The 25,778-nt window shown below is 42.9% G+C and carries 27 protein-coding genes; 12 read left to right on the forward strand and 15 right to left on the reverse strand.

Annotated elements, in window-relative coordinates; all coding sequences use genetic code 11:
* Window positions 1-230: transposase (locus tag MTX11_RS06300; protein ID WP_243474662.1), on the reverse strand; the 230-nt coding region annotated here is incomplete at its 3' end.
* Between the two features lie 195 nt (window positions 231-425).
* Between MTX11_RS06300 and MTX11_RS06305 the strand changes: the two genes are divergently transcribed.
* Complete coding sequence (locus MTX11_RS06305; RefSeq protein ID WP_004280184.1) at window positions 426-902, forward strand: CinA family protein; 477 nt, start codon at window positions 426-428, stop codon at window positions 900-902.
* Between the two features lie 102 nt (window positions 903-1,004).
* Window positions 1,005-1,625 (forward strand): aminotransferase, encoded by a 621-nt coding sequence (locus MTX11_RS06310; RefSeq protein WP_243474705.1) that lies wholly within the window; start codon window positions 1,005-1,007, stop codon window positions 1,623-1,625.
* 64 nt (window positions 1,626-1,689) lie between these two features.
* Here MTX11_RS06310 and prpC read toward each other — a convergent pair whose 3' ends face one another.
* On the reverse strand, window positions 1,690-2,829 hold the full coding sequence (gene prpC / locus MTX11_RS06315; protein ID WP_044110021.1) for a bifunctional 2-methylcitrate synthase/citrate synthase: 1,140 nt from the start codon (window positions 2,827-2,829) through the stop codon (window positions 1,690-1,692).
* Window positions 2,830-2,833: 4 nt separating this feature from the next.
* Window positions 2,834-3,718 carry a methylisocitrate lyase gene (gene prpB, locus MTX11_RS06320; protein WP_004280180.1) on the reverse strand — a complete coding sequence of 295 codons (885 nt, stop codon included), beginning with the start codon at window positions 3,716-3,718 and terminating at the stop codon, window positions 2,834-2,836.
* A 230-nt stretch (window positions 3,719-3,948) separates the two neighbouring features.
* On the opposite strand from prpB, the gene MTX11_RS06325 reads away from it, so the two are divergent.
* The 3 genes from MTX11_RS06325 to MTX11_RS06335 all read left to right on the forward strand — a co-directional run bounded on the left by MTX11_RS06325 (window position 3,949) and on the right by MTX11_RS06335 (window position 6,208).
* Window positions 3,949-4,596 carry a TetR/AcrR family transcriptional regulator gene (locus MTX11_RS06325; protein ID WP_004646788.1) on the forward strand — a complete coding sequence of 216 codons (648 nt, stop codon included), beginning with the start codon at window positions 3,949-3,951 and terminating at the stop codon, window positions 4,594-4,596.
* A 113-nt stretch (window positions 4,597-4,709) separates the two neighbouring features.
* Window positions 4,710-5,630 carry an ornithine carbamoyltransferase gene (gene argF / locus MTX11_RS06330; protein ID WP_004280178.1) on the forward strand — a complete coding sequence of 307 codons (921 nt, stop codon included), beginning with the start codon at window positions 4,710-4,712 and terminating at the stop codon, window positions 5,628-5,630.
* Between the two features lie 104 nt (window positions 5,631-5,734).
* The gene (locus MTX11_RS06335; protein WP_243474663.1) at window positions 5,735-6,208 is read left to right on the forward strand and encodes a hypothetical protein; all 474 of its coding nucleotides are present in this window, start codon (window positions 5,735-5,737) and stop codon (window positions 6,206-6,208) included.
* Between the two features lie 113 nt (window positions 6,209-6,321).
* Here the strand turns inward: MTX11_RS06335 and MTX11_RS06340 are convergent, their stop codons facing one another.
* The 7 genes from MTX11_RS06340 to rpiA all read right to left on the reverse strand — a co-directional run bounded on the left by MTX11_RS06340 (window position 6,322) and on the right by rpiA (window position 13,042).
* A complete protein-coding gene (locus MTX11_RS06340; RefSeq protein ID WP_243474664.1) occupies window positions 6,322-6,675 on the reverse strand; it encodes a YnfA family protein in 354 nt (117 codons plus the stop codon).
* A 91-nt stretch (window positions 6,676-6,766) separates the two neighbouring features.
* Window positions 6,767-9,043, reverse strand: a complete 2,277-nt coding sequence (clpA, locus tag MTX11_RS06345) for an ATP-dependent Clp protease ATP-binding subunit ClpA (protein WP_004646785.1) — start codon at window positions 9,041-9,043, stop codon at window positions 6,767-6,769.
* 9 nt (window positions 9,044-9,052) lie between these two features.
* Entirely contained in the window at window positions 9,053-9,466 is a 414-nt protein-coding gene (clpS, locus tag MTX11_RS06350; RefSeq protein WP_004279780.1) for an ATP-dependent Clp protease adapter ClpS, read from the reverse strand.
* An 18-nt stretch (window positions 9,467-9,484) separates the two neighbouring features.
* Window positions 9,485-10,234 (reverse strand): DUF6776 family protein, encoded by a 750-nt coding sequence (locus MTX11_RS06355; protein ID WP_004279781.1) that lies wholly within the window; start codon window positions 10,232-10,234, stop codon window positions 9,485-9,487.
* A gap of 77 nt (window positions 10,235-10,311) precedes the next feature.
* Window positions 10,312-11,367, reverse strand: a complete 1,056-nt coding sequence (gene argC, locus MTX11_RS06360) for an N-acetyl-gamma-glutamyl-phosphate reductase (protein ID WP_243474706.1) — start codon at window positions 11,365-11,367, stop codon at window positions 10,312-10,314.
* 183 nt (window positions 11,368-11,550) lie between these two features.
* Window positions 11,551-12,231 carry a M48 family metallopeptidase gene (locus tag MTX11_RS06365; protein WP_243474665.1) on the reverse strand — a complete coding sequence of 227 codons (681 nt, stop codon included), beginning with the start codon at window positions 12,229-12,231 and terminating at the stop codon, window positions 11,551-11,553.
* Between the two features lie 139 nt (window positions 12,232-12,370).
* Window positions 12,371-13,042, reverse strand: a complete 672-nt coding sequence (rpiA, locus tag MTX11_RS06370) for a ribose-5-phosphate isomerase RpiA (RefSeq protein WP_004279784.1) — start codon at window positions 13,040-13,042, stop codon at window positions 12,371-12,373.
* Between the two features lie 104 nt (window positions 13,043-13,146).
* On the opposite strand from rpiA, the gene ilvA reads away from it, so the two are divergent.
* From ilvA to MTX11_RS06390, 4 genes are all read left to right on the forward strand, one after another.
* Entirely contained in the window at window positions 13,147-14,685 is a 1,539-nt protein-coding gene (ilvA, locus tag MTX11_RS06375; protein ID WP_243474666.1) for a threonine ammonia-lyase, biosynthetic, read from the forward strand.
* A 152-nt stretch (window positions 14,686-14,837) separates the two neighbouring features.
* Window positions 14,838-15,302, forward strand: a complete 465-nt coding sequence (locus tag MTX11_RS06380) for a hypothetical protein (protein WP_243474667.1) — start codon at window positions 14,838-14,840, stop codon at window positions 15,300-15,302.
* A gap of 109 nt (window positions 15,303-15,411) precedes the next feature.
* Window positions 15,412-16,068: a potassium channel family protein gene (locus MTX11_RS06385; protein ID WP_005246545.1), complete on the forward strand. Its 657-nt coding sequence runs from the start codon at window positions 15,412-15,414 to the stop codon at window positions 16,066-16,068.
* Window positions 16,065-17,405 carry a TrkH family potassium uptake protein gene (locus MTX11_RS06390; protein ID WP_243474668.1) on the forward strand — a complete coding sequence of 447 codons (1,341 nt, stop codon included), beginning with the start codon at window positions 16,065-16,067 and terminating at the stop codon, window positions 17,403-17,405. The genes MTX11_RS06385 and MTX11_RS06390 overlap by 4 nt, the downstream gene beginning before the upstream one ends.
* Before the next feature lie 71 nt (window positions 17,406-17,476).
* Here the strand turns inward: MTX11_RS06390 and MTX11_RS06395 are convergent, their stop codons facing one another.
* The 3 genes from MTX11_RS06395 to MTX11_RS06405 form a co-directional block, all read right to left on the reverse strand.
* Entirely contained in the window at window positions 17,477-18,616 is a 1,140-nt protein-coding gene (locus tag MTX11_RS06395; protein WP_243474669.1) for a phospholipase A, read from the reverse strand.
* 21 nt (window positions 18,617-18,637) lie between these two features.
* Complete coding sequence (locus tag MTX11_RS06400; protein ID WP_243474670.1) at window positions 18,638-21,577, reverse strand: insulinase family protein; 2,940 nt, start codon at window positions 21,575-21,577, stop codon at window positions 18,638-18,640.
* Between the two features lie 169 nt (window positions 21,578-21,746).
* A complete protein-coding gene (locus MTX11_RS06405) occupies window positions 21,747-22,196 on the reverse strand; it encodes a GNAT family N-acetyltransferase (RefSeq protein ID WP_243474671.1) in 450 nt (149 codons plus the stop codon).
* A 276-nt stretch (window positions 22,197-22,472) separates the two neighbouring features.
* Here MTX11_RS06405 and MTX11_RS06410 point away from each other — a divergent pair, with 276 nt between their 5' ends.
* From MTX11_RS06410 to MTX11_RS06420, 3 genes are read left to right on the forward strand one after another with little or no spacing between them, the layout of a single operon-like run.
* The gene (locus MTX11_RS06410) at window positions 22,473-23,477 is read left to right on the forward strand and encodes an adenosine kinase (RefSeq protein WP_243474672.1); all 1,005 of its coding nucleotides are present in this window, start codon (window positions 22,473-22,475) and stop codon (window positions 23,475-23,477) included.
* A gap of 14 nt (window positions 23,478-23,491) precedes the next feature.
* Complete coding sequence (locus MTX11_RS06415) at window positions 23,492-23,800, forward strand: Rieske (2Fe-2S) protein (protein ID WP_004279797.1); 309 nt, start codon at window positions 23,492-23,494, stop codon at window positions 23,798-23,800.
* 19 nt (window positions 23,801-23,819) lie between these two features.
* A complete protein-coding gene (locus MTX11_RS06420; RefSeq protein ID WP_243474673.1) occupies window positions 23,820-24,434 on the forward strand; it encodes an OB-fold-containig protein in 615 nt (204 codons plus the stop codon).
* A 65-nt stretch (window positions 24,435-24,499) separates the two neighbouring features.
* Here the strand turns inward: MTX11_RS06420 and MTX11_RS06425 are convergent, their stop codons facing one another.
* On the reverse strand, window positions 24,500-25,171 hold the full coding sequence (locus MTX11_RS06425; RefSeq protein WP_243474674.1) for a YidB family protein: 672 nt from the start codon (window positions 25,169-25,171) through the stop codon (window positions 24,500-24,502).
* 105 nt (window positions 25,172-25,276) lie between these two features.
* The gene (locus MTX11_RS06430) at window positions 25,277-25,747 is read right to left on the reverse strand and encodes a DUF6231 family protein (RefSeq protein ID WP_243474675.1); all 471 of its coding nucleotides are present in this window, start codon (window positions 25,745-25,747) and stop codon (window positions 25,277-25,279) included.
* Between the last annotated feature and the right edge of the window lie 31 nt (window positions 25,748-25,778).

Below are 25,778 nucleotides of genomic sequence, written 5' to 3' on the forward strand. Positions count from 1 at the left end.
TTGAATAATCTAAGTAACTTACCGCTGCTTGACCAACGATTAAAACGTTTGAAAATAGAGTTTGAATGACCAAAACAACAAGGAATATCTCGCCACGGACAGCCTGTTCTAATTCTATAGAGAATAGCTTCAATAAAATTGCGTAAATTTGAGTTGTGGTGAATGGATAAATTACGCAGAATAACTTTCAACTTTTGCCAGTGTTGATCTGTCAGCATGGTACGAGGCATAGCGAATAGTAAAATTGGGTTTGGCGATTTGATTTTACTACTTCGCTATTTTTTTAAACTAAAAGTGTCAACACACCCTAATCTATGAAAAAAATTTTAACTTTCATAAAAATATAAATATACTTGGAGTTGATCGACAGAAAAAATCTGTCTAAATTGATCTAAAATCACTCCCACAAAGAAAATATAGAGACTATGATAAAAACCTGTTGCGGCTTACTCGAAGAGAAAAACATAAAAATTGCCTTTATCGAAAGCGCAAGTTCTGGATATCTCAGTAGCCAGTTCTCCATTTGTAAAGGAGAAGGTGCCGAAATTCTGATTGGTGGTTTGATCTGCTACGATGTAAGTGTCAAGACTTCAGTATTGGGCATTTCCAAGAATCTGATCAATAGTCATACTGCGGAATCTATGCCGGTAACGGTTGCTCTGGCGGAAGCAGGTAAAAAAATGTTCCGTGATGCTGACTGGATTATTGCCTGTACAGGATTGCTTAAACCAGGTGGTAGCGCGACACCAGAGAAACCGGAAGGGACTTTTTTTGTGGCCATTAATGATGGCACGCAAATCCATCAGTTCCAGTATTATCTCAAAGGCTCGCCACTTGAACGCCTTAATAAACTGTCAGCTGTGGTTGCACATGACATGATCAATCTATTGAATAACAGCTAAGCTTTCAAAGTTACTATGTAGCCTGAATAAGCTTCATTATTTCTACCGTATTTTAAGATAGATTGGCATGATCAAATGCCAATCTATTTTTTTGAGGGTGGAATGACCATGAATATTAAAACCGCACTGCTTCTGCTCCCTCTGAGCTTGCCCAGTCTGGCTTTCGCTACTGTAGGCGGCCCACAAAATATTGAAGTTCTAGGCTATGAAGTCAAAGAACAGAAGCTTTATATCATACGTCATTATCTTGATGGTCGTGGACGCTTGCCTCAACTGTATTATTATAATTTTAAATCCCAAAAACCAAATCAACTGGTTCAGGTCAATTCCTTATATATCAATCCTAAAACCAAGCGCATCGATTATGATCAAGACAGTCGCAAGTTTGATCAGGACATTGCCAAAATCAAAAAACGTTTAGTTCCATTAAATCCAATTCAAAAATCAAAGCCACAGCTTAAGGTGTTAAAGACAACGAAAGGTAGCGCGCCTGCCTGGCATGATCCTCAGGAAAAAGTGCCAAAATGGACCTATCAATATCAAGTAAAATCCAGCTTACAAAAAAGTCCGGTTCAGCAAGCAGTCAGTTATCAGCAAGGCTTGAAAATTAGCCAGGCCTATAAAGTTCCGAAACAGAATAAAACCCTGGTAATAGTAAAGTATCTGGGTATTCCTTTTGAAACAGGTTATAGCATTGAAGATCCGGCACTGTTAAGTCGATAACAGAATTCACTAAAAAAATAAGGTCTCAATTGAGACCTTATTTTTATTCTAGGACATTTACGGATCAAGCCGCTGTAGAACGCTCAGCGATTGGCACTACTTTACGTAGTTCTGGACCGGTATAGTCCGCGCTTGGACGGATAATACGGTTATCTGCACGCTGTTCCATCACATGCGCTGCCCAACCTGTCACACGTGACATAACAAAGATCGGGGTAAACAACTTGGTTGGAATGCCCATGAAATGATAAGCCGAAGCATGGAAGAAATCCGCATTACAGAATAATTTCTTCTCACGCCACATGACTTCTTCGCAGCGCACTGACACTGGATAAAGTACGGTATCACCGACATCTTTGGCTAAACGCTCCGACCAGACTTTAATAATGCCATTACGCGGATCATTGTCCTTATAGATCGCATGACCGAAGCCCATGATTTTTTCTTTACGTTCCAGCATGCCCAGCATTTCACGTTCAGCTTCTTCAGGCGACTTCCAGTTTTCGATCATGTCCATCGCAGCTTCGTTGGCACCGCCATGTAGAGGGCCACGCAAGGAACCGATTGCACCGGTAATACAGGAATGCATATCTGACAGCGTTGATGCACACACACGAGCGGTAAAAGTCGAAGCATTGAATTCATGCTCTGCATACAGAATCAAGGAAACATTCATTACCTGTTCATGTAGCTCATTTGGTTTTTCACCATGCAGAAGATGCAGGAACTGTGCACCAATCGAATCATCGTCAGTATTTTCTTCAATACGTACGCCGTCATGACTATAACGATACCAGTAACAAATGATTGCCGGCAAAGTTGCCAAAATGCGGTCTGCGATATCCTGTTGCTGCTCAAAAGACTGCTCAGTTTCAAGATTGCCCAGCATGGAAACGCCAGTACGCATCACATCCATTGGATGCGAATCCGCAGGAATACGCTCAAGGACTTCTTTTAATGCCTGAGGTAAAGTGCGCAAGGATTTCAGTTTGGCTTTGTAGGCTGCCAATTGCTCTGCTGTCGGCAATTCTCCGAAGAAAATCAGATAAGCGACTTCTTCAAACTGGCAATGTTCAGCCAGATCCTGCACGTCATAACCGCGATAGGTCAGACCTGCGCCACTTTTGCCTACTGTTGAAAGTGAGGTTTTACCTGCCACTTGTCCGCGCAATCCTGCGCCAGTGAGTACTTTTCCTTCAGCCATTTTTTTAATTCTCCTGTTTAAACAGTTTATCTAATGTGTCTTCGAAGCTGTGATAATCTAAAAATTCGTAGAGTTCTTTTCGTTGTTGCATGATATCCAGCACATTTACCTGAGTACCATGTTCGCGCACCGAACGCATCACTTCAAGTGCGGCTTTTTGCATTGCACGTGTCGCTGACAATGGATACAGCACCATGCCAATGCCCTGCTCAGCCAATTCATCTACCGTATAATACGGCGTATCACCAAATTCGGTAATATTCGCCAGGACTGGCACACCGACCGCATCACATACTGTACGGTACATGGTGATATCAGTCATCGCTTCAGCAAAAATCGCATCTGCGCCCGCTTCAACACAGGCAGAAGCACGGTCAATCACGGCTTGCAGGCCTTCTTTTTGTAGCGCATCGGTACGCGCCATCACCACGAAGTTTGAATCGGTTTTCGCATCTACAGCAGCTTTGATACGATCGACCATTTCCTGTTGCGATACGATTTCTTTATTTGGACGATGACCACAACGCTTCTGTGCAACCTGATCTTCAATATGAACCGCAGCGGCTCCTGCTGCAATCATCTGTTTGATCGTTCGGGCAATATTTAATGCGCCGCCCCAACCGGTATCAATATCAACTAGTAAAGGTGTATCCACACGTTCAGTGATCCGGCGTACATCTTCAAGAACATTATCCAGGCTGGTCATGCCCAGGTCAGGCAAACCATAAGAATAATTCGCGACACCCGCACCTGATAAATAAATGGCTTTATAACCGACCTGTTTGGCCATCATGGCAGCATAGGCATTTACCGTGCCCATAATTTGCAATGGTTTCTCGACTTCAAGCGCTTGTCTAAATCTTAAACCTGCAGACATTTGTTCTGTCATCTTCCTTTTCCACAGTCTTGGCTATAATTATTGAAATTCGAGTATACTCATTTGGCTTGCTCATTCCATAACCCGATAGAACAAATACTCTAAAACTTTAGTCAAATTTTTAAGTTTTGCTTTACCTAATTAGCAAATAGCGCACTTATCTGGCGCAATTATGAAATATGTGCATATATTTGCTATGATGGCGTTTCAATCTCTATTGACATGTTGATGTATTATCTTCTATGCAAGACCTCGCCCTAGAACCGCTCGCCAAAGATCTGCCACAGACCAAACGTGGTCATGAGCGTTGTATTGCGCTGCTGATCAGTGCAACCGAGCTGTTTCTGGAACGGGGTTATGATGCTGTGTCTCTGGATGATATCGTCCAGCATGCCGGAGGCTCCAAAGCTTCGATCTATAAATACTTTGGCAATAAAGAAGGCTTGTTTAAAGCCATTTGCGATTATCGTCGTATCAAGTTTTTTGAAGATATCAGTATTCCGATCGAACTGATGGCACTGGATTTTCGTAGTTATTTAGTACACACGTTGCTCAATTTTTATCACCAGATTATGCAACCTGAAAACTCGGCCTTTATGCGTCTGGTGCTGGAACAAAGTCAGCGCAATCCGGAACTTGCTCAACATATTCATGAGCGAGGCCCGGTGCATGTGCAAAGTGCCATTGCCACGGCTTTAGAACAGGCAGATGCGCAAGGTTTACTGCATTGCGAAAATCCGCAATATTCTGCACAGCTGTATTTTGGTATTTTGCGCAATCTGGAATGGCGTATTCTGATGGGAATTCCGGTACAGGAAGATGATCAGGAAATCGACAAATACATCAGTTATTGTGTGGATCGCTTTTTAGACGGTCATCAAAAAGTCTAGTTTTTTTGCATTTTTCATTGCTTATAGTATATTAGCCGATTCCGTATTTTTTCTTAAACTAACCAACAACTGATTGTTGATCGAGTTTTTCGGCAATTATTGTGGAGTAACGAATGGCTCTCCGTCACTTTCTCACCTTACGCGATTTATCAACTTTAGAACTTAACCAGATTTTGCAACGCGCAATTGAGCTTAAGCGCAAACAGCATAACAATGAAGTGTTCCAACCATTTGTTGGTAAAGTGATGGGCATGATTTTTGAGAAATCGAGTACCCGTACGCGTGTTTCGTTTGAAGCTGGCATGAGCCAATTTGGTGGTAGCGCGATTTTCCTGTCTTCACGCGATACCCAGTTAGGTCGTGGTGAACCGATTGAAGATTCTGCACGTGTGATTTCAAGCATGCTGGATATCGTGATGATCCGTACTTTCGGTCATGATATCGTGGAGCGTTTTGCATCTTATTCAAAAGTTCCAGTGATTAATGCGTTGACTGATGACCACCACCCTTGCCAGTTACTTGCTGACATGCAGACCTATGTAGAGCAACGTGGCTCAATCGAAGGTAAAACTGTTGCCTGGATTGGTGATGGCAACAATATGTGTAATTCTTATATTGAAGCTGCACATATGTGGGGCTTTAATCTGAAAATTGCAGCGCCAAAAGGCTATGAGCCACAAGAAAAATTCCTGTCTGAATTTGCGCATTGCGTGGAACTGGTTCCTTCTGCTGAAGATGCAGCAGTGAATGCTGACCTGATCGTGACTGACGTTTGGGCAAGCATGGGCCAGGAAGAAGAACAAAAGATCCGTGAAAAAGCCTTTGCAGATTATCAGGTCAATGAACGTCTGATGGATCTTGCACATCCAGATTGCTTGTTTATGCACTGCTTGCCTGCGCATCGTGGCGAAGAGATTTCAGAAAATCTGCTTGACCATAAAAATGCTGTGGTTTGGGATGAAGCTGAAAATCGTTTGCACGCGCAAAAAGCTTTGGTTGAATTCCTGATTAATGAAAATCTGAAAAAAGACTAATTTTTTAAGATGAATCTTCACAAATTAAGCACCAATCTCTGGTGCTTTTTTTGTCTCAGCTCTTATAATCATTGTTGAAATGGAATAAAAAGTGATTTTATACAATGCAAAAAAAATATTGGGCTTTGGCACTCTTGACAGGTTTTAGCAGTGTCGCCTTACCGGTGCATGCTTCTGAATTTGACCAGTATCTTCAAGAAAAAAATATTATTGACAGCAAATTTAAAATTCAGAAAAAAGCTGAGCTGAATGAATTACTCGCAGTACTCAGTGCAGAAGATTCCAGAACTTTACCGTTGCAGATTGACCAGAATACGATTATTGAACAATTGCAATTGAGCGCTAATAAAACCACCCTGAAAGGCATGATCATCACGCCCGATTTTAGCCAGTTTGAAAAAGACCTAGGGCGCAAAGAAGTGATGAAAGTCATTCGTAATAATCTGCTCAATAATTGTGAAATTTTCTTTGAGCATCGCTATCAGATTGCGAACCCATACAAGGTTGAACTTAGTCTGAGTTCGCAAACACAAACCTATAAAACGGATATTTCCCAGAAAGATTGCAAATTAAAATAAACTAACTAAATAAGACATCAAGTTTGATTTGAAATTAAAAAATCCAAACACAAAGAAGGTAGCTGTAGCTACCTTTTTTGATGAGGTTTGCTGTGAGATCAAATTATATTCTGCTAACGCACCAAGCCTTGCGGCTGCAAAATAATAATCAGTGCACCCAGTATCACCACCATGCCACCAAGCAGATCCCAACGCGATAAAGTCACTTGATCAACGAAGCGCAACCAAATCAGTGCTGAAAAAATATAGATACCGCCATAAGCGGCATAGATCCGTCCTGAAGCAGCTGGATGCAAGGTTAACAGCCAGACAAAAGCCGCCAAAGCCAGAGCTGTCGGAATCCATAACCAGTGGCTTCTCCCCTGATTTAAAATCAGATAGGGAAAATAACAACCTAAAATTTCCATCAATGCCGTGACTAAAAACAGTAAAAATGTCGTGAACAGCTTGGTAACTTGAATATCCATAATTTATCTTTTAAATGATATGAATTTGATAATTTAAAATATGAGTCCATGAAAAAACCCGTGCAAGCACGGGTTTGATCCTTCTTATTAATTAAGCTGGTTCAGCAGTCTGGTCTTCAAAAACTTCAAGTTTTAAGCCAACCGCTTTACCATTTTCTTTTTTCACCGATACTGCAACATTGCCGCCATTTTCAGCCAGCTCACCAAACAAGATCATCTCAGCCAGCGGTTTTTTCAGGTGTTCCTGAATCAAACGTTGCATTGGACGTGCGCCCATTAAACGGTCATAGCCATGTTCTGACATCCATTCACGTGCACTCTGATCCACTTCCAACATGACTTTTTTGTCATCTAGTTGTGCTTGAAGTTCAGTCAGGAATTTATCTACAACATTTTCAATAATGCTGCTTGGTAATGCCTTGAACTGAATCACGCCATCGAGACGGTTACGGAATTCTGGCGAGAAAACTTTCTTCATCGCTTCCTGATTATCGTTACTATTGTCCTGTTCCATAAAACCAATGCTGACACGTGAAATACTTTCAGCACCAATATTGGTGGTGAGTACCAAGACCACGTTACGGAAATCAGATTTACGCCCGTTATTATCAGTCAATGAACCATGATCCATAATCTGCAATAAGAGGTTAAACACATCTGGATGCGCTTTTTCGATCTCGTCTAGCAACAGCACACAATGCGGATTTTTGTGAATCGCATCGGTGAGTAAGCCACCCTGATCAAAACCGACATAGCCCGGAGGTGCACCGATCAAACGTGACACTGCATGACGTTCCATGTATTCCGACATATCAAAACGAACCAGTTCCACACCCATCTGTTTCGCGAGCTGCTTGGTCACTTCGGTTTTACCAACACCTGTAGGACCCGCAAAGACAAAACTACCTACAGGCTTATCTGGAGACTTCAAACCGGCACGTGACAGTTTAATTGCAGAAGCCAAGGCCTCAATCGCTTCATCCTGACCAAAGACCACACGTTTTAAATCACGCTCAAGATTTTCCAGCACACTCTTGTCATCTTTAGAGACAGTTTTCGGAGGAATACGCGCAATTTTAGAAACGATGTCTTCAATATTTTCTACGGTGATTAAACTGTCATCTTGTTCTGCTTTGAGACGGCGCTGAGCACCGGCTTCATCAATGACATCAATCGCCTTATCTGGCAAGAAACGGTCGTTGATAAATTTCGCAGAAAGTTCTACCGCAGACACTAAGGCTTGATCTTCATATTCCACATGATGGAAATCTTCAAACTTCGATTTCAGACCACGTAGGATATCAATAGTTTCAGAAATAGATGGCTCATTCACATCAATTTTCTGGAAACGACGCGATAAAGCATGATCTTTCTCAAAGACCTGACGGTATTCCTGGAATGTGGTTGACCCGATGCAGCGTAAAGAACCATTTGCCAGCGCCGGTTTGATCAGATTCGATGCATCCATGGTACTGCCCATACTCGAGCCTGCACCAATAATCATGTGAATTTCATCAATAAACAGCACTGCTTCAGGTTTCTTTTTCAACGCATTTAAAAGCTGTTTCAAGCGTTTTTCAAAATCACCGCGGTATTTGGTTCCTGCCACCAAAGCACCAATATCCAGACTGAAGATTTCAGCATTTTCTAGCGGTTTTGGCGCTTTACCATTGACAATTAACCAAGCCAGCCCTTCAGCAATCGAGGTTTTACCGACACCTGGATCACCGACAAGGAGTGGGTTATTTTTACGACGGCGGCAAAGAATTTGCGCGGCACGCTCGATTTCTTTTTCACGACCAATCAATGGATCGGTCTTGCCTTTTTGTGCTTCAACATTGAGGTTGGTTGTATAAAGCTCAAGTGGACCTGAACTTGCTGAAGATGCCGATTCGCCATCTAGGTCTTCGATTTCTTCTTCAGATTGTACATCTTCTTTACGGGTACCATGAGACAGGTACTGAGTCAGGGTCAGACGGTTAATTTGATGACGTTTAAGCAGATAGACTGCAAATGAGTCACGCTCAGAATACATGGCAACCAGAATATCAGCACCTTCTACAGTACGATCGCCGCCGCTTGACTGCACGTGAAAAATCGCACGTTGCAAGATCCGGTCAAAGCTTTCTGTCGGGTGTGGTGCCTGATCACTATTTTCACCAAGTTTAGGGGTATGTTGTTCTACGTACTCTTCTAATTCCTTACGCAACACGATGATGTCCGCACCACATGCTTTGAGAGCATTTACGGCAGAATCATTGTCGAGTAAGGCTAACAATAAATGTTCTACGGTCAGGAACTCATGTCTCTTTTGACGAGCCATGCTGACAGCCAAACGTAGTGATACTTCTAATTGACGACTGAGCATGTAACCCCCTTAATCTTTAGGCTCTATTTGGCAAAGTAACGGATGACCTTGTGATCGAGCATAATTATTGACTTGGTTCGCTTTAGTCTCCGCAATGTCTCGAGGATAGACCCCAGCTACACCCTTTCCTTCATAATGTACAGTTAGCATTACTTGTGTAGCTTGGTCAAGATTCATTGCAAAGTATTGTTGTAAAATTTCAATTACAAACTCCATCGGCGTATAGTCGTCATTTAATAAAACAACGGCATACAACGGTGGACGTTTCAGTTCTGGCGGTGCAGTCTGTACAGCTAGGTCAGAATCACCGTCTTCAGAGGGTTCATTTGCTAAACGTGGGCTGATATGCCAATCAACAATTCCAGACTCATTAAAAGAGTTTTTAATATCACTTAAACACATTTGACGTTTATTGCTTGGCATAAGATTTATATTTCACACTTAATTTGCATTTGCTTCGGTTTTCGGAATTTCTGACAAGGTGGCAGACTGATTTTCGACTGCTTTGCCCTGTTCCCAACTAAAACGACGAATCACAGGCTTGGCACCGGTGAGACGCACTTCAATAAATTCTGGTTTAAAGCCTTTCGGCATGGTCCAGCGGCCAGTGAGTCGCTCATAATTTTCAAAATTAAAGTTTTTATCTTCCAGTGGTACCACCAGAATTTCCGTACCTTTAATCAGGCGCAGTTCCACGCTACCTGAAGCACGGCTTTTGCCTGGGCTGACCTGAACCAGATCAATCTGGTATTCAAAGGCATTTTCGGGTAATGGTTTAATCGACAGGTTTTGAACCGCCAATGCCAGACCACCACGCTGACGCAAGATCTCGCGATAAATGGTTCCCACACTTTCGGCCTGCACCTGTTCATCACGTGCCTTGGTCATGGCCAGATACAGATCATTGGCATTACTGACCGCCAGATCACGCTCCTGAACCGCAGTATTCAGCGTCTTGTTCAGTGTTTCCAGACTGGCTTTCTGAGTCTGTACCACATCGACCAGTTGCTCTGCATCCGCATCATAACCCGCCGCAGTCAAACCCTGACGATGTCCTACAGTATATCCGAGTACGCCACTGCTTAAGATCAATACAGCCGCACCAATGGCTAAGGGCGTATTGCCTTTCATGAATGGTTTCTTAGTACCGGGTTCCTGAGGAAGCGTCGTATTTGACTCGTTATTCGGCATTTTGATCTCTTGTTTGCTTTAATCAAGACACACATTTAAATGCAAATCTAAATGTGTGTGAAGTTCTAATACGTTTTTTATGGTAATAAACCAATATTATTTAAGCCAGCGTCTTCAGCAAAACCAAACATCAAGTTCATGTTTTGCACAGCCTGTCCTGCTGCACCTTTCACCAGATTGTCTTGTGCAACCAGGATCACCAGTTTTGTTGGTTGTGGCTTATACAAGGCAATACGCAACTGATTCGCTCCACGCACTGAACGGGTTTCTGGTGAGCTACCCGCCGGCATGACATCCACAAATGCTTCATTGGCATAGAACTGCTCATATAGCGCTTGTAAATCTGCTGTTTGGCCTGCTTCAGTTAAATCGATATAGATGGTCGACAACATACCACGAATCATCGGCACCAAATGCGGTACAAATAAAATATGATCAAACACATTTTTTTGACCTGAAATATTTTCCAGTGCTTCGACAATTTCAGGGTGATGACGATGACCCGCTACACCATAGGCTTTAAAATTATCGGCATTTTCAGAATAAATCATGCCCAGACTAGCTTTACGACCTGCACCTGATACACCCGACTTGGCATCGATAATAATGCTTTCAGGTTTCACCAATACTTCAGCTGCTTTTAAAACTGGCGCCAGACCTAACTGAACTGTAGTTGGATAACACCCCGGATTTCCGATGACATTGGCTTTCTTAATCTCTTCACGATTCAGCTCAGATAAACCGTAAACAGAATCTTTTAACAGTTCTGGACATGCATGTTGCATGCCATACCATTTTTCGAACTGTTCAAGATCTTGTAAACGGAAGTCTGCCGCCAGGTCGATCACTTTGGTATTTGCAGCAACCAGCTCTTCGACATGTTTCATTGCGACACCATGCGGCGTTGCAAAGAACACCACATCGCATGATTTTAATAAATCCAGACTTAAATCAGAGAATTTAAGATCGGTATGACCGCGCAAGCTCGGGAACATGTCATCTACACGACGGCCTGCTTCAGTACGTGATGTCAGTGCTGTTACATTTACATCTGGATGTCGTAGCAAAAGACGTAAAAGTTCAACGCCTGTATAACCCGTACCACCCACAATACCCACTGAAATCACGATGATTACCTCAAATAAATGTTTCCTTTATAGAGCCTAGTATGACAGGAAGTTGAGGTTTTCTAAACCATTTCACCGGGGTTTGCTGGTTTTTTAATTGATCCGCAGGATAAGGCCGGTTTAGAGGATTAAATGCCTAGATTGCTTAGGCTATTTCAATAAGGTTATATGGACTTATTAATTATGCTTTTAGGCACCCCACCAATATGGCAACGGTGTATTTTTCAGCGTTATACGATGCTGCTGGAAATGCTGATCATGCTTGGCAACTTCTGCCCAAAACCGTGGACTATGATCAAAATGCTTTGTATGTACAAGTTCATGCACAGTGACATAACGCGTGACTTGTTCAGGGAATAATACTAGCGCACTATTCAGCATAATGTCATGTTTGGCCGAACAACTGCCCCACCGGGTTTTAGGTTGTCGAATACTGCAGTTTTTAAAAGGCAAATGACATTGCTGTGAGACAAGATTTAAATATGAAGGAAGCTGTTCTTTTGCGTAGGCAATCACGAAAGTTTTTAAATATTCTTCAGGATGTCGGTCACTGATGCAAAGCTGTAAATTTTTATGATCAAAAATGAAGTTGCTCTTCTGGCTTTGATAAGAAATTTGTACAGGTTCTTTTAGATTAAATAACCGCAGCTCAATCGGTAACGTCCGGTCAATATTTTCGATTTTTTCTTGCTGGGATTGCCAGGTTTTAATCAACCAACTTTCAGATTGTTCAATAAAATGCCGTATCTGTTTTTTGCTGCAAAAAACCGGGGCTGTAAGGCGAATCTGCGTTGCATCGACACGCAAACGTAACCGTGTTGAACGGACATTTCGGGTGATTTGAATTTCGGGTAGGTCGGATAAGGTCATTATAGTTTTTTTAATCTCCCCAAACCCCTTTTTTTCAAAGAGGGGCTTTTAAAAGTCTCCCTTCTTGCACTTGTTTTTAAAGCAGTGTTTTAAAACTTCGCTCAGGGAGATTTAGAGGGATTTTTTCTAGAAAGTTTAATTAAACCGCAGTACGCTCTTCAATTCCGTTATCCGTCGCGACAATGGCGATATCTGCTTTATTAATCGCAAAGATCCCGTTACACACCACGCCCGGAATATCGTTTAAGGTTTTTTCCAGTTCAAGCGCATTTAGAATATTCAGGTTGTACACGTCTAGAATCACGTTACCGTTGTCAGTTACCACACCTTCACGATAAGCAGGATCGCCACCCAAAGATACAATTTTACGCGCAACCGCAGAACGTGCCATTGGAATCACTTCTACAGGAAGCGGAAACTCACGACCCAATTGTCCAACCCATTTTGAATCATCCACGATACACACAAATTTTTTCGCAATAGAGGCAACAATTTTTTCACGTGTCAATGCTGCGCCGCCACCTTTGATCATATGCATATGACGATCAATTTCGTCTGCGCCATCGACATAGGCATCTAAACCACTGACAGAGTTCATATCCACTACTTCAATACCGAGCTTTTTTAAGCGCTGTGCAGTTGCTTCTGAACTGGCTACCGCAGCTTCCAATTGCAGCTCAGGTAATAAGTCAATTAAAAAGTTTACAGTACTGCCTGTACCTACGCCTAAAATGCCCCCTTTTGGCAAGTGTTTTAAAGCGGCTTTAGCTGCTGCTTGTTTTTTCTCATCTTGGGTTGCATATAGACTCATGGCTTCACTCAACTATTTTGGACTTTTGCAGCTTTTTTAAACCGCAAAGCCGTGTGGTTTGTTACAATAAGCCCCTATTTTAAACTGTTAGATGGAAAATTAACATGCTGTCTCGTTTGGTTCGACAAATTTTACAAGCAACGGTCTACGATGTTGCAATCGAAACTCCACTCGAAGCAGCGCCACGAATTAGCGAACGACTCAATAATAACATCCGCTTTAAACGTGAAGATTTACAACCGGTTTTTTCATTCAAACTACGCGGTGCCTATAACCGTATTAGTCAACTACCGAAATCACAAATGGAACGTGGCGTTATTACTGCTTCAGCGGGCAACCATGCACAGGGCGTGGCACTCTCAGGGAAAAAGCTGGGTATTCGCGCGATTATTGTGATGCCTAAAACCACACCTGATATCAAGGTACAGGCGGTTAAACGTCTGGGTGGCGAAGTGGTTTTGCATGGTGATTCATTTGATGTTGCCAATAAATATGCGATTCAACGTGCCCAGGAAGATAGGATGACTTTCATTCCGCCTTATGATGATGAACTGGTGATTGCTGGCCAAGGCACCATTGCCAATGAAATTCTTCGCCAATGGCGCGATGTGGATTACGTGTTTGTCGCAGTTGGCGGTGGCGGCCTGATCGCAGGTGTTGCAGCGTATTTAGGTGATGTCGCACCCCACGTTAAAGTCATTCCAGTGGAATACGACGAATCTGCCTGTTTAAAAGCTGCTTTAGAAGCAAATGAACGTGTGATTCTCCCATCTGTGGGCTTGTTTGCTGATGGTACAGCGGTAGCCCAGATTGGGGAAAAACCTTTTGAGGTGATTCGTCTGCAAAAATCGGACAATTCAGGCCCGATCGTGGAACCGAATGTGGTGCTGGTGAATACGGATGAAGTCTGTGCAGCGATTAAAGACACTTATGACGAATGCCGTAGTATTGTAGAACCATCTGGTGCAATGGCACTGGCCGGCATCAAAAAATACGTGGCTGAACATGGCATCGAAGGGAAAAACATGGTGTCGATTGTCTGCGGCGCCAACATGAACTTCGACCGTTTACGTTATATCGCTGAACGTACCGAACTGGGTGAGCGTAAAGAAGCAATCTTTGCCGTGACCATTCCAGAACAGAAAGGTTCATTCCTGAGCTTCTGCCGCGCATTACAAGGCCGTAATATCACTGAATTTAACTATCGTGCCAGCGATGCTTCTGCGGCACAGGTCTTTGTGGGTATTAGTCTAAAAAATGGTGAGAAAGAACGTCAGGAAATTTATGAGACCTTAAAATTCCAGTATGACGTTGACGATCTGTCTGATGATGAAGTGGCCAAACTGCATATCCGTTACCTGATCGGCGGTCATGCCGACATTGAAAATGAACGCCTGTTCCGCGTGGAATTCCCGGAGCGTCCTGGTGCTTTACTGATGTTCCTGGAACGTCTTGGCCCAACCCATAACATTACCCTGTTCCACTACCGTAACCACGGCGCTGCTGAAGGACGTGTTCTGGTAGGTCTTGAAGCAACCGATGCACAACAAAATCCGGACGGCTTGATCGAAACTCTCGAAACCATTACCTATCCATATCAGGAAATTACCAATAATCTGGGTTATCAACGTTTCTTGAAGTAATTCTTTCAAACATAAACCGCCTTTCGAGGCGGTTTTTTTAGGATGATATTCTAGGCAGATTTAAAAATGTATCATGAATGAAAACACCAATTATCCATTAATTTCCAATCTTGTTAAAATTAAAAATAATTACAAAAATAGAACCTTAAGATATGAATATCACTTTTATTATTATTTTGCTCACCACTTTATTTGTCTATTTATACGGCTATCCAGCATACAAATTAAATCAAGAAGAAGATCGCGTTCGAACAAGTATGAAAAATATTCCCAGTAATGCAACCGCAAATAACCTCAGCAACATCGCTGGTATAGAGGCACATTCAGAAATACTCAACCAGTATCCCAAATTTGTTTATATTTTTCTAAATCATTATAAAGAAGTGAAATTAGATCCTAAAATTTCAGCTTTTGTAAAAAGCTTTTCTTGTGCCTCAATCGATAATTTAAAAACTTATCCTCAACTCAAACGCCAAGCCACACTCAATATCATGAAGGATGATCATCATGAATTCGAATACATCATCCAAAACAGCTATGGAACCTTATATGCACATCGTCAGGTTATGTCTGACTGTCCAAATTTTCAATCTGTACTTCAGATGAAAGAAGCGTAAATACTTCAAAGATCTGTACTATTTTTACCTAAAAACTATAGCTGAAGAATCGCCTTCTCATTACCATAGCGGATATAACGAATGACATAAAGATAACGAAGGACAATCCATGGCATTATTTGCAGTCATCGGGCTTGGCAGTTTCGGTGCGACCGTGGCCACACAGCTCATCAGCCTGAAGCATGAAGTGATCGGAATCGATCTGAATAAAAAATATGTTGAAAACATTTCTGATCAGCTGACCCATGCCGTGATTGCCGATGCAACCGATGAACATGTACTCGATGAGCTGAACATTCAGCGCTGTGATGCCGTTGTCGTTGCGATTGGAGAGGATATTGAGGCCAGTATTCTATGTGTATTGCACTTAAAAAATATGGGCGTAAAGAAAATCTGGGTGAAGGCCAAATCCAAATCCCACCACATGATTCTGACCCATCTCAATGTTGAAAAAATCATTCATCCTGAAGAAGATATGGGCGTTCGGGTGGCCCAGTCATTAAGCTATCCGATGGTCAGTCGTTATATGGCGCTTGAGGATGATCATTATATTGTCAAAATTGAAATTCATGCAGATCATCATGGTACGCCACTGAATCAGTTGATGAAGCATGCTCCTGAAATCACTACCTTATTACATAAACGCGGATCTACATTGCAATATCACGTAGATGCCAATCAGATTCTTCAGGAAGGCGATATTTTACTGGTTGAAGGATTGCTGGAACCTTTGCGCCGTCTTGCTAAATATTTTAAACATCTATGAAAAGTTCTGATTTAAAGCAACACAGGACGGTCAACCTCAGTCCTCCGAGCTTACTGGCTTTGGGTTTTCTCGGATTAATTCTGATCGGCTCACTGCTATTGATGCTGCCTATTGCACATCATGGAGAAATCAGCTGGCTGGAGGCGATTTTTACAGCAACTTCTGCTGTGACCATTACCGGGCTATCGGTGGTGAATGTCGGTGAAGCCTATACCGTATTTGGTCAAATCGTGATTATGTTTTTGTTGCAATGCGGCGGCTTGGGTTTTATGACCTTTGCCATTCTGGCAGTGATGAGTCTGGCACCGCAACTGGGGCTAAAACAACAAGTCATGGCACAGGAGTCCATTGGACAAACTAGTCTGAAAAAAGTCAGTTTTACCATTAAAGCCGTGTTTTTATATTCTCTATTCTTTGAAGCAATCGGTACGCTGATTCTGACTTTGGCTTGGCTCAAAGAATATCAGTTTAGCGATGCACTATTTTATGCAGCTTTTTATAGCGTCTCCGCTTTTAATAATGGTGGATTTTCACTATTTCCAAATAGCTTGATGAGCTTTTCAGGACAGTATCTGATTACCTTTACCATCAGTATGCTGTATATCATTGGCGGTATCGGTTTTCTGGTGCTGATGGACGTCAAAGAACATAAGCGCTGGCGTAAGTTGAGTACCAACAGCAAGCTAATCCTCTCAACGATTCTGGGTCTGAACCTAAGTGCTTTTATCGTACTTTGGCTATTGGAGGCTTCCAATCCACAGACCTTAGGTCTCATGAGTTTGGGCGATCAGGCCGTGAATGCCTGGTTCCATGCCACCGTTCCCCGCTCTTCAGGTTTTCATAGCTTGCCAATGGAACAAATGAGTGATGCATCCACTCTAGTTACCATATTTCTAATGTTTATTGGTGGAGGTTCCTTAAGTACGGCGGGCGGCATTAAGGTCGGTACGTTTATTATTGTGGTCATCAGCGTAATCAGTTTTTTAAGACGCGAAGATGAGATCCGGCTGTTTAATCACTCTATTCCTGAAAAAACTACGTTTAAAGCATTGGCCGTCGTGTGTATTACTGCAGCGTTGATCATGATGGGTTTTATGAGCTTATTAATCCTGGAACCTGAGCAGGATTTTCTGGATCTGTTGTTTGAAGCCGTGTCTGCGGCCTGTACCGTCGGTTTGTCCCGAGGGGTAACTGAGGAGCTACAACCGGCCAGTTTGATCATTCTAATGTTGTTAATGTTCGCAGGGCGTCTAGGGCCACTGACGCTTGCTTATTTTATTGCGACTCCGAAAAAGAGTCGTCTCAAACATCCACCTTCAGAAATACAGATTGGCTAATTTATCTATAAAAAAACCATGCCGCAGCATGGTTTTTTTATTTTCATTCCAAGATGTTTAAACTTGGAATCCTAGAACCAGTTCATCAAGGAAACACCTAAACCGACATACGTGGCACGGTGATTATAATCAATCAGGCTTTCTCCGTAACCGTCAAAAAGCTGGAATTGGCCACGCAAACGCCCACTGATCGGGAATGACCAGTCGAACTGTACGGCTCCACGGTTGTCATCTCCACCTTTTAAGGTATGTCGCAGCATCAATGAAAAATCATGCTCCTTATAACGATAAAATGCGGTCATGTCTCCACGGCCAATATAGTTTTTGATTTCGGGATTGTTATCGTCTTCTCGCTTCTCTTCAAAGCGATACCAAGGACGAACCATCAAGGCAAAATTGTCTTTTTCAAAACCAAGATTCAGCATCACCCGATTCCAGCTGCGCGATAATGGATCAGAACGGCCATTGGACTGATGATTGATGGTCAGTCCCAACATACGCCAGTTCAGACCTAAAAGATCATAGTTGGTACGGAAAATTAAACTGGCTTCAGGCTCATAGTTAGTTTCACGAAACGGACGTGATTCTTCCGAGTTATACACTTGCCAACGCGAAGATTGGGTATAACCAAGCCAAAGATCACCATTATCGCCCAAAATATTTTCAACGGCCTTGGTCTTTAAAGACAACTGAAACTTTGCTTCGGTTGAGGTAAGATTTTGGTCTTCCTTCACTGTGTTTTCTGGATTTTCACTTTGAGGGAATTCATTTTTCTTTGATGTCCAGAAACCTGGCATCAAATACACCGGCTGATAAGAACGAATGTTCCAGGTGCCTAATTTACTTTCTGGAGAGAGTTCCCATCGGCTATCCAGCAAAGACAGATTCGGCGTCAGCTTTGATCCTTCAGAAGCATAAATATTGGAAACAGTTTGGCCAATTTTCGCTTTTAAATTATCGGGTTCAGGCGCAATTTCTGCTGCTGCACGACGTTCAGAAACGATTGCAGGCTTCTCAGTGACCGGAATTTTAAATAAAGCATCATAGCAAGCCAGACGCTCTGCACTACTTTCCAGTGCGGCACAGGCTTCGGCCGTTGCCGGCATGGGGCTGTTAACTACTATTTCTTCCGCATTCACTTGCGTCCCAACTGCACAGCCCAGCAAAACGCTCAGCTGCAGAGTTGAGCGCTTAAACGAATTAAGCGACATCCCTTATCCTCTTCTTTTTATTTATAGAACTTGTTGAATTACAAAACCAAGCTGCTCCAGCATTTCACGTTTTGCCACTGGTGCCACAACTGCTTTCGTCGCCTGCTGCTCGACCAGATAGGTCTGTGCAACACGCTGCAAATCATCCAGTGTGACATTCAATAAACGTTCACGTAATTTTTTACGGAACGCTGGTGTACGTTGATGCAGATAGGCATAACATGCAGTGATCGCTTCACCCGCCGGTGAACCCGGTTTATCCATGCTGGCAATCAGACCCAGAATAGCTTCTTCCAGTTGATGCGGCTGTTGTGGTGCATTGAGTAACCACTGGATACTGGCATCAAAATCCTGGAAAGTTTCTGCCAGACGTGGGTCACGGTAGCTGTAGAAACGGAATGAACAAGCATTGCCGTCATAGCTGGCACCACCACCATAGGCACCGCCTTTTTCACGGATGGCGCTGTGCAGGAAGCCATTACGCAAATATCCAGCCAGCACCATCAATGCAGCAGCATCAGGATGTGAAACTTCAACAGCTGGATAAGCAGCCGCACAGAACTGGACATTGGCTTGAATCAACCAAGCCTCATGCTGATCATGGGTTACTTTTTCCACTTGAGTCAATGCAACCGGTGCAGAATCCACCGCAAGCTTGTCCCAGACATTCTGGATTTCTTCAATCAGATGCTCAGATTGCGGCTCTTCACAGACTAACAGGAATTGCTTTGGTGCTTGCAACAAGACACGATGAATTCGTTTTAACTCGTCAATCAGCAGATCATATTCAGCCGGATCTTTTTCAATTTTTGAGACCAGTTCGATCAGCCAGTTCAATGCACCCAAACCGGTATTGTGATAATCACGCAAAGCCAATGCACTATGCTGACGTGAAGCCGTTTGCATTGCATAGCTATGTCCAGAACCAGAAATACGTGACTGCCAGCGCGTTTTACGCTGTTGTAACAGTTCAACAATACGGTCTTTCTCATCAAAACGAAGCTGTTCAAAACCGATCTTTAACAGACGAATTGCATCCAGATGATTCACCAAAGATTTGGTGGTCAACGTCAACCAGGCAGTAATTTTGTTTTTGTCATCGACTTTAGAACGCAAAGATGCGCCCATGCCCAGACCGCCACTTACCGCTGTTTGCAGTTGCTGGAACTCAAGATAATCATACTCACCCGCACCAACTTCACCCATCAGGATCGACAGCAGGTTAAAGTAAGGCGACTGCACCACTTCATCCGGAATATTGACCAGAACCTGTTGATAATAAATCCCATTGGTGCCGGCATGATACAGGTTCAACGGCGTATCAACACGGTTACAGATAATCTCGCGCAACTGGCCTTGAACAATTTGCAATTCCGCAGGGACATCTTCCAGACCGACTTTCGGCAACAAGTTCAAGTCATCTGGTGTATCTTGACGCACATTTAATGCCTCAGTCTGCGCAATAATTTCAGCTTTTTGCTCTTCAGTCAGATTCTTGCCAATTTCAGCCAGACGCGCTTTTTCATCCGCTGCTTCTTTGGCAGATTTGGTCGCATCCGGAACCAGTGTCAGTTGGACACGATGCGGGTTATCCAGCAGATGCTGTTTGATCAGATTGGAAAGCCACATCGGATCTTGTAGTTCTTCTTTGACTGCAGCAATGGCAGAGTCCACATCCCAAACTTCGACCGGGTCACGGTGATGAATCGCGCTGCCCAGACCGCTCAGGATCAGGCTCAGACCATACGGCGTACCATCACCATTGATTTCACGCTGATGCAATTCAATTTGATGCAGGATCGCATCGACCATGTTCTGATCGACCGGTTTAGATGCAACCTCTTCTAGAACCTTAAACACACCATTTTTAAATTCTTCTGCATGTTCAGGATTTGAACCTTGCACCGCACAGTAAAAAGTCATTTCAAAGTTAGAATCATCCACACCCATGAATGGACCTGTTGCATCTGCATAACCACAAGTTTCCAGATAATGACGCAGTGGTGATGCTGAATCTTCAAGCAGAATCCCTTCAACTAAACGCATGCCTAAACGCAGTTTAATGTCACTGGCTTCTGGCAATAACCATGACAGCACATGATAGGTCTTGTCCTGTAGATCTTCTGCATCAACCGCGTAGCTGTCTCTAACCGTCAATGGTGCAGTTAGGCGGGTTTCTGGTGTTGGATACAGCGTCTGACCTTTTTCAAATTTAGACAATGCCAGATGTTCAAACTGCTCTTGCAGTTCAAAGGCTGTTTTATTGCCAAAGGTCATGAAGACTGCATTACTTGGATGGTAATGTGATTTATAGAAATCAACTAACTCTTGGTAAGTTAAGTCTGGAATATCTTTCGGATCACCACCAGAGTTGTAGTGATAGGTGGTGTTTGGAAACAGGTAATGCGCCAGCGTATGATAGAGCTGGTCTGAAGGCGAACTCATCGCACCTTTCATTTCATTAAAAACTACGCCTTTATACACTGGCTCGCCATTTTCCAGCTCAATCCGGATCCCTTCCTGAGCAAAGTCCAGTGGGTTCAGGTTCGCTGCAAATGCGGCATCCATATACACTTCAAGCAGGTTTTGGAAATCCTTGCTGTTTTGCGTGGCAAATGGATAGGCAGTCCAGTCTGCTGCAGTAAAGGCATTCATGAAGGTATTCAATGAACGGCGAATCATCAGGAAGAATGGATCGCGCACCGGGAACTTTTCTGAACCGCATAATGCCGTATGTTCCAGAATATGCGCTTCGCCTTTAGAATCCATCGGCTGGGTACGGAATGCAACCAGAAAGACATTTTCATCGTGATTGGTCGCCAGGTGATAATGCGTGGCGCCAGTCACTTTATGTTTATATTCAGACACAGAAATGTCTAAAGCTTCAACATGTTGTTGACGTACCAACTGAAACGCAGGATGTACAGTTTGAGAAATGGTTTCAGTGACATCTACAGTCATGCGATCTCCTAATGCTTTAATTAAAATAACTGATTCGCATTATAGCTTTAGTTGTTCGCATTATTCATGTTAAAAACCGATGATTTTGATCGAATTAAGTAAACTTGATCATTTGAAAATTAAATCATCAAATTTAGCGCTCGAGTCCCGCTTTGCATCGGTTCACAGATTAGAGCAGATATTTGAAATAATTATAACTCGGGTTATTTTCCACAAAAACATAATTCTGTTTTTGATAAAAACTGGCAGCCAATCGGGTATCGGTTTGCAAGCATAAAGCAGAATAATGCGGACGCGCCAGTTGCTCTAGCTGAGCCAGAAGCTGTTTACCGACCCCATGCAAACGGTATTTCGGATGCACATAGAAACGACGCACACGACCAATACGCTCCTCAATGCCGTTATCGCCCCATTGCTGGTTCAGACCGCCACAGGCAATCAGTTTTTTGCCATCATGCGCGACCACCAGATATTCATTGGCGTGGCTAAAGCAGTTTTTCCCGGTGCGATATTCTTCTATTAACTTATCTACCAAATTATAGCCTTCTTTACGTGCCAGAGTTGCCAGTGTTTCGATCTGATTCGGGAGTTGTTCGGCTGTTACAATTTTAATATTCATATACGCACACTATTTGAAATTGTTGTGAAGAATGACAGTTGCCAAGCGACTTAAAGTATCATGCCAGGAGCGATATCTCTTTATAAATAAAATGTGATCCTTAAATCAATGCTGCAGCGCACCAGTGCACAAAAATAAGTCAGTTTTTAGACCAAAGATAGCTGCTGAACAAAATACAGCATTTTTGAAAAATATTTGAAAATAATTCAGCAAACTACAGCAATCCCAAGCAATCGTGTAAACTTAGGACTTTCATTTTTAATGTGATATTTGAACATGGCAACTGTTGATCTTTTTGCGATTGGTAATGCGCTGATTGACCAAGAATTTAAAGTTTCTGATGACTTTTTAACTGCACATCACTTGCAAAAAGGCACCATGCAACTTGCAGATGGTGAGACTCAGGCCACTCTTTATCAAAATCTTCAAGCGACTCAAGTGTATAAGGGTCAGGCTTCAGGCGGTTCAGCAGCCAACACTACCGTGGCATTTTCTGCGCTCGGTGGTTCTGCATTTTATGGCTGTCGTGTCGGAAATGACGAACTGGGGCACATCTACCTGAAGGGTTTGAATGATGCAGGTATTAAGACCACCACCCAATCGATCAGTGAAGGCGTAACAGGGACATGTATGGTTCTGGTCAGCCCTGATTCTGAACGTACCATGCATACCTATCTGGGTATTACGGCCGAACTGACTGATCAACAAATTGATTTCAGCGCACTAAATAGCGCGAAATGGCTATATCTCGAAGGTTATTTATCAACTTCTGACACAGCACGTCATGCCGTACAACAAGCACGTGATATTGCCCGTGCCAATGGCGTTAAAATTGCCCTAACTTTATCTGATCCTGCCATGGTGCAATACGCGCGTGCCGGTTTGGATGAAATGATTGCAGATGGTGTAGACTTGCTGTTATGTAACCAGCAAGAAGCGCTGATGTATACAGAAACAGATAATCTTGAGGCAGCCCTGCTTAAATTAAAAACAATCAGTCAGCACGTTGTCATTACATTGTCAGCTGAAGGCGCACTGATTTCGGATTATCAAAATACATTTACTGTTCCTGGCCGTAAAGTGCCTGCAGTAGATGCCAACGGTGCCGGTGATGCTTTTGCCGGGGCTTTCCTGTACGGATTGAATGCTAATTTGGGTCTTCAAGCTGCGGCTGAACTGGCGATTCTCATTTCGAGCCAGGTGATTTCACAATTTGGTCCACGCCTGGCAGTTGAAGAATATGCGGCATTATTACAAGACTTTCAAAAGGAATGTGCTTAATGTTTAAAATTTGCATGACCGAAGACGTTCCAGAACGCGAAGCACGCTCTTTTGAGCTTCCCGATGGAGATAATATCTTTATCACACAGCGTGACGGTGCCTTCTATGCCTATCAAAACCTGTGTCCGCATTTGCAGGTCGAACTGGAATTTCTGGAAAACCAGTTTCTGGATCGCGATCAGGAATTTATTGAATGCTCCACGCATGGCGCCTTGTTTCTGGTAGAAAGCGGTGAATGCATTTCTGGGCCTTGCCAAGGTCAAGCACTTGAAAAAGTAGAGATTACCGTGCATTCTGATGGTGGAATTTACCTCTCAGAATAAGACTAAAACGGACTTCACCATGCCTGCATTTTTTCTAGACTATAACCTGATACCTTTTCATCTGAGTTTATTGGCGATTATTCTGTTCGGTGTGGTGAAAACCATTGGTTTCTATTTTGGACTCAGACCCAGCAAGTTTCTGCAAAAAATTTCACTTTATGACTTTCAGCAGATGGATCTACTAAACGTCAAATTCTCCAAAACCTTGATTGTGTTTTTCTTCCTGATGAATTTTAGCTTTGCCGGCTATGTTTTACAGTTCCTGATCTATTCTCAGGAATTTAAGTTTCTGCCTGCTTACTACCTGATTATTCCGGCTTTGATCATTGCGACTTTTTTTACTATTTTTATGATTCACTGTCTGGATCAGGTCATTCCACCTAAATATAAAAAGAACAATGTCAATCTACTTGGCCGTTTGGCGACAATTTCCAGTGGCAATGCCCGTCCTGGTTTTTCTGCTCAAGCACGGGTGCGAGATGAGTATGGACAACTACATTATGTACAGGTAGAACCTGAGTTTGGTGAACTCGGTTTTCAATCGCAGATTATCCTGATTCGCATGAGAAAATCTCATTATGTTGCTAAGAAAATTTGTAAATCTAATCAGCTGTTCAGCATGAATCTAGATTAAATTCTAAATCATTTGATAGTTATTAAAAAATCCCGACAGATATCGGGATTTTTTAATGCCTAGATTTATTTTTTGAGAAGCCCTGAAACCATGTTCAATACATTTTGAATATCGTTATTGGCTTCCTGCTTGCTGGTTTGCTCACCTTGTGGAGTAAGCGAATCAATAATCTGCGGCAAGACCTGTGAAATCGCACTATACACATCCTGCTTCGGTGCATGCGTTTGCTGTGCTACTTCTTCAACTTCCTGATCATCAAACAGGTTTTGCATCTGCTGCGGATCAACATTGGCATTTTCACCGGAACCAGTCGATACCCAATCATCGACCTGGCTGTTGAGTCCCTGTCCTTTTAGCTTGTCCAACGCACCTTGCAAACCGCCTTGTTTTTGAATCCAGGCCAACACTAAAGGCAACACAGCAATCAATAGGGTTTTACCGGTAGAACCACCTAGTCCTGAACGAGACTGAGCAGTACTTTGAGTACTACCACCACCGAGCTGACTTAGTACTGAACCTAAAATTGCCCCCAGACCATTTTGTCGATTCTGCTGGCCGGTTTGATTTTGCTGGTTTTGAGTATTTTGATTTTGCTGAGGATTTGACTGGTTTAAATGCCCTAGCACAGACCCTAGGATATCTGCCAAGCCACCTTGTTGTGAGGATTTCTGCTGCGACTGCCCGCCACCCAATGCCTGCTTTGCTAATATTTCCACAATACTACTCAGGTTTGTCATATGCTATATCCTATGTGCATCTTAATTACAGAATACGGCCTGCCCTCATATTGTCTAGGCAAGATTGTGTTAATATTTGCAATCTTAGTTAAGCTAGTTTTTAGCTTACCAGCGAAATTTATCCCAGTTTTCCGGATTGGCCCAAAATTTGGAGTTAAACCAGTCTGGCACGTGCTTATAGGTTAAAATATTAAACTGCCACAGCGCAAAATCGGCCTCATGTATAGTTTTGTCAATCAGCTGGGTAAATCCTAAAGCTCTCAATAACTTTTCATTTTGCATCCGGCTGATCACCACTAGCCGTTTGGCAAACAAATCACGTAATTTCACCAGAATTTGACTCATGATCTGTTCAGACAAATGTTCTGTTTCTACAGTATCCAGCATCACCACAGCCAAGTCATAACGTTGCTGAAAAGGCAGATTTAAAAACTCAGATACGCTAAAATAGGACCATTGAATAACTGGCTGAAACTGGACTTGGCTCAAGTCCTGCCCAATACAAATAGCAGTATGAATTGGCTGTTCCTGTGCGAAATCGTCTAGCATCGAAGTAATGACATTCTGCTCAGCCATAACTGCATCCTTATGATTTAAGTGAGTAATT

The organism is Acinetobacter lwoffii, from assembly GCF_022809915.1.
Classification (GTDB): domain Bacteria; phylum Pseudomonadota; class Gammaproteobacteria; order Pseudomonadales; family Moraxellaceae; genus Acinetobacter; species Acinetobacter lwoffii_M.

Excerpts from the sequence above, each read along its gene's own strand:
- MTX11_RS06420 (WP_243474673.1), top strand. The coding sequence starts at position 23,820 with ATGCCTGCATTTTTTCTAGACTATAACCTGATACCTTTTCATCTGAGT.
- MTX11_RS06395 (WP_243474669.1), bottom strand. The coding sequence starts at position 18,616 with ATGTCGCTTAATTCGTTTAAGCGCTCAACTCTGCAGCTGAGCGTTTTG.
- MTX11_RS06390 (WP_243474668.1), top strand. The coding sequence starts at position 16,065 with ATGAAAAGTTCTGATTTAAAGCAACACAGGACGGTCAACCTCAGTCCT.
- MTX11_RS06430 (WP_243474675.1), bottom strand. The coding sequence starts at position 25,747 with ATGGCTGAGCAGAATGTCATTACTTCGATGCTAGACGATTTCGCACAG.
- MTX11_RS06410 (WP_243474672.1), top strand. The coding sequence starts at position 22,473 with ATGGCAACTGTTGATCTTTTTGCGATTGGTAATGCGCTGATTGACCAA.
- MTX11_RS06310 (WP_243474705.1), top strand. The coding sequence starts at position 1,005 with ATGACCATGAATATTAAAACCGCACTGCTTCTGCTCCCTCTGAGCTTG.
- MTX11_RS06355 (WP_004279781.1), bottom strand. The coding sequence starts at position 10,234 with ATGCCGAATAACGAGTCAAATACGACGCTTCCTCAGGAACCCGGTACT.
- MTX11_RS06305 (WP_004280184.1), top strand. The coding sequence starts at position 426 with ATGATAAAAACCTGTTGCGGCTTACTCGAAGAGAAAAACATAAAAATT.
- MTX11_RS06365 (WP_243474665.1), bottom strand. The coding sequence starts at position 12,231 with ATGACCTTATCCGACCTACCCGAAATTCAAATCACCCGAAATGTCCGT.
- MTX11_RS06325 (WP_004646788.1), top strand. The coding sequence starts at position 3,949 with ATGCAAGACCTCGCCCTAGAACCGCTCGCCAAAGATCTGCCACAGACC.
- rpiA (WP_004279784.1), bottom strand. The coding sequence starts at position 13,042 with ATGAGTCTATATGCAACCCAAGATGAGAAAAAACAAGCAGCAGCTAAA.
- MTX11_RS06400 (WP_243474670.1), bottom strand. The coding sequence starts at position 21,577 with ATGACTGTAGATGTCACTGAAACCATTTCTCAAACTGTACATCCTGCG.
- MTX11_RS06385 (WP_005246545.1), top strand. The coding sequence starts at position 15,412 with ATGGCATTATTTGCAGTCATCGGGCTTGGCAGTTTCGGTGCGACCGTG.
- prpB (WP_004280180.1), bottom strand. The coding sequence starts at position 3,718 with ATGACAGAACAAATGTCTGCAGGTTTAAGATTTAGACAAGCGCTTGAA.
- argF (WP_004280178.1), top strand. The coding sequence starts at position 4,710 with ATGGCTCTCCGTCACTTTCTCACCTTACGCGATTTATCAACTTTAGAA.
- MTX11_RS06415 (WP_004279797.1), top strand. The coding sequence starts at position 23,492 with ATGACCGAAGACGTTCCAGAACGCGAAGCACGCTCTTTTGAGCTTCCC.
- ilvA (WP_243474666.1), top strand. The coding sequence starts at position 13,147 with ATGCTGTCTCGTTTGGTTCGACAAATTTTACAAGCAACGGTCTACGAT.
- MTX11_RS06335 (WP_243474663.1), top strand. The coding sequence starts at position 5,735 with ATGCAAAAAAAATATTGGGCTTTGGCACTCTTGACAGGTTTTAGCAGT.
- MTX11_RS06340 (WP_243474664.1), bottom strand. The coding sequence starts at position 6,675 with ATGGATATTCAAGTTACCAAGCTGTTCACGACATTTTTACTGTTTTTA.
- MTX11_RS06405 (WP_243474671.1), bottom strand. The coding sequence starts at position 22,196 with ATGAATATTAAAATTGTAACAGCCGAACAACTCCCGAATCAGATCGAA.
- clpA (WP_004646785.1), bottom strand. The coding sequence starts at position 9,043 with ATGCTCAGTCGTCAATTAGAAGTATCACTACGTTTGGCTGTCAGCATG.
- MTX11_RS06425 (WP_243474674.1), bottom strand. The coding sequence starts at position 25,171 with ATGACAAACCTGAGTAGTATTGTGGAAATATTAGCAAAGCAGGCATTG.
- MTX11_RS06380 (WP_243474667.1), top strand. The coding sequence starts at position 14,838 with ATGAATATCACTTTTATTATTATTTTGCTCACCACTTTATTTGTCTAT.
- clpS (WP_004279780.1), bottom strand. The coding sequence starts at position 9,466 with ATGCCAAGCAATAAACGTCAAATGTGTTTAAGTGATATTAAAAACTCT.
- prpC (WP_044110021.1), bottom strand. The coding sequence starts at position 2,829 with ATGGCTGAAGGAAAAGTACTCACTGGCGCAGGATTGCGCGGACAAGTG.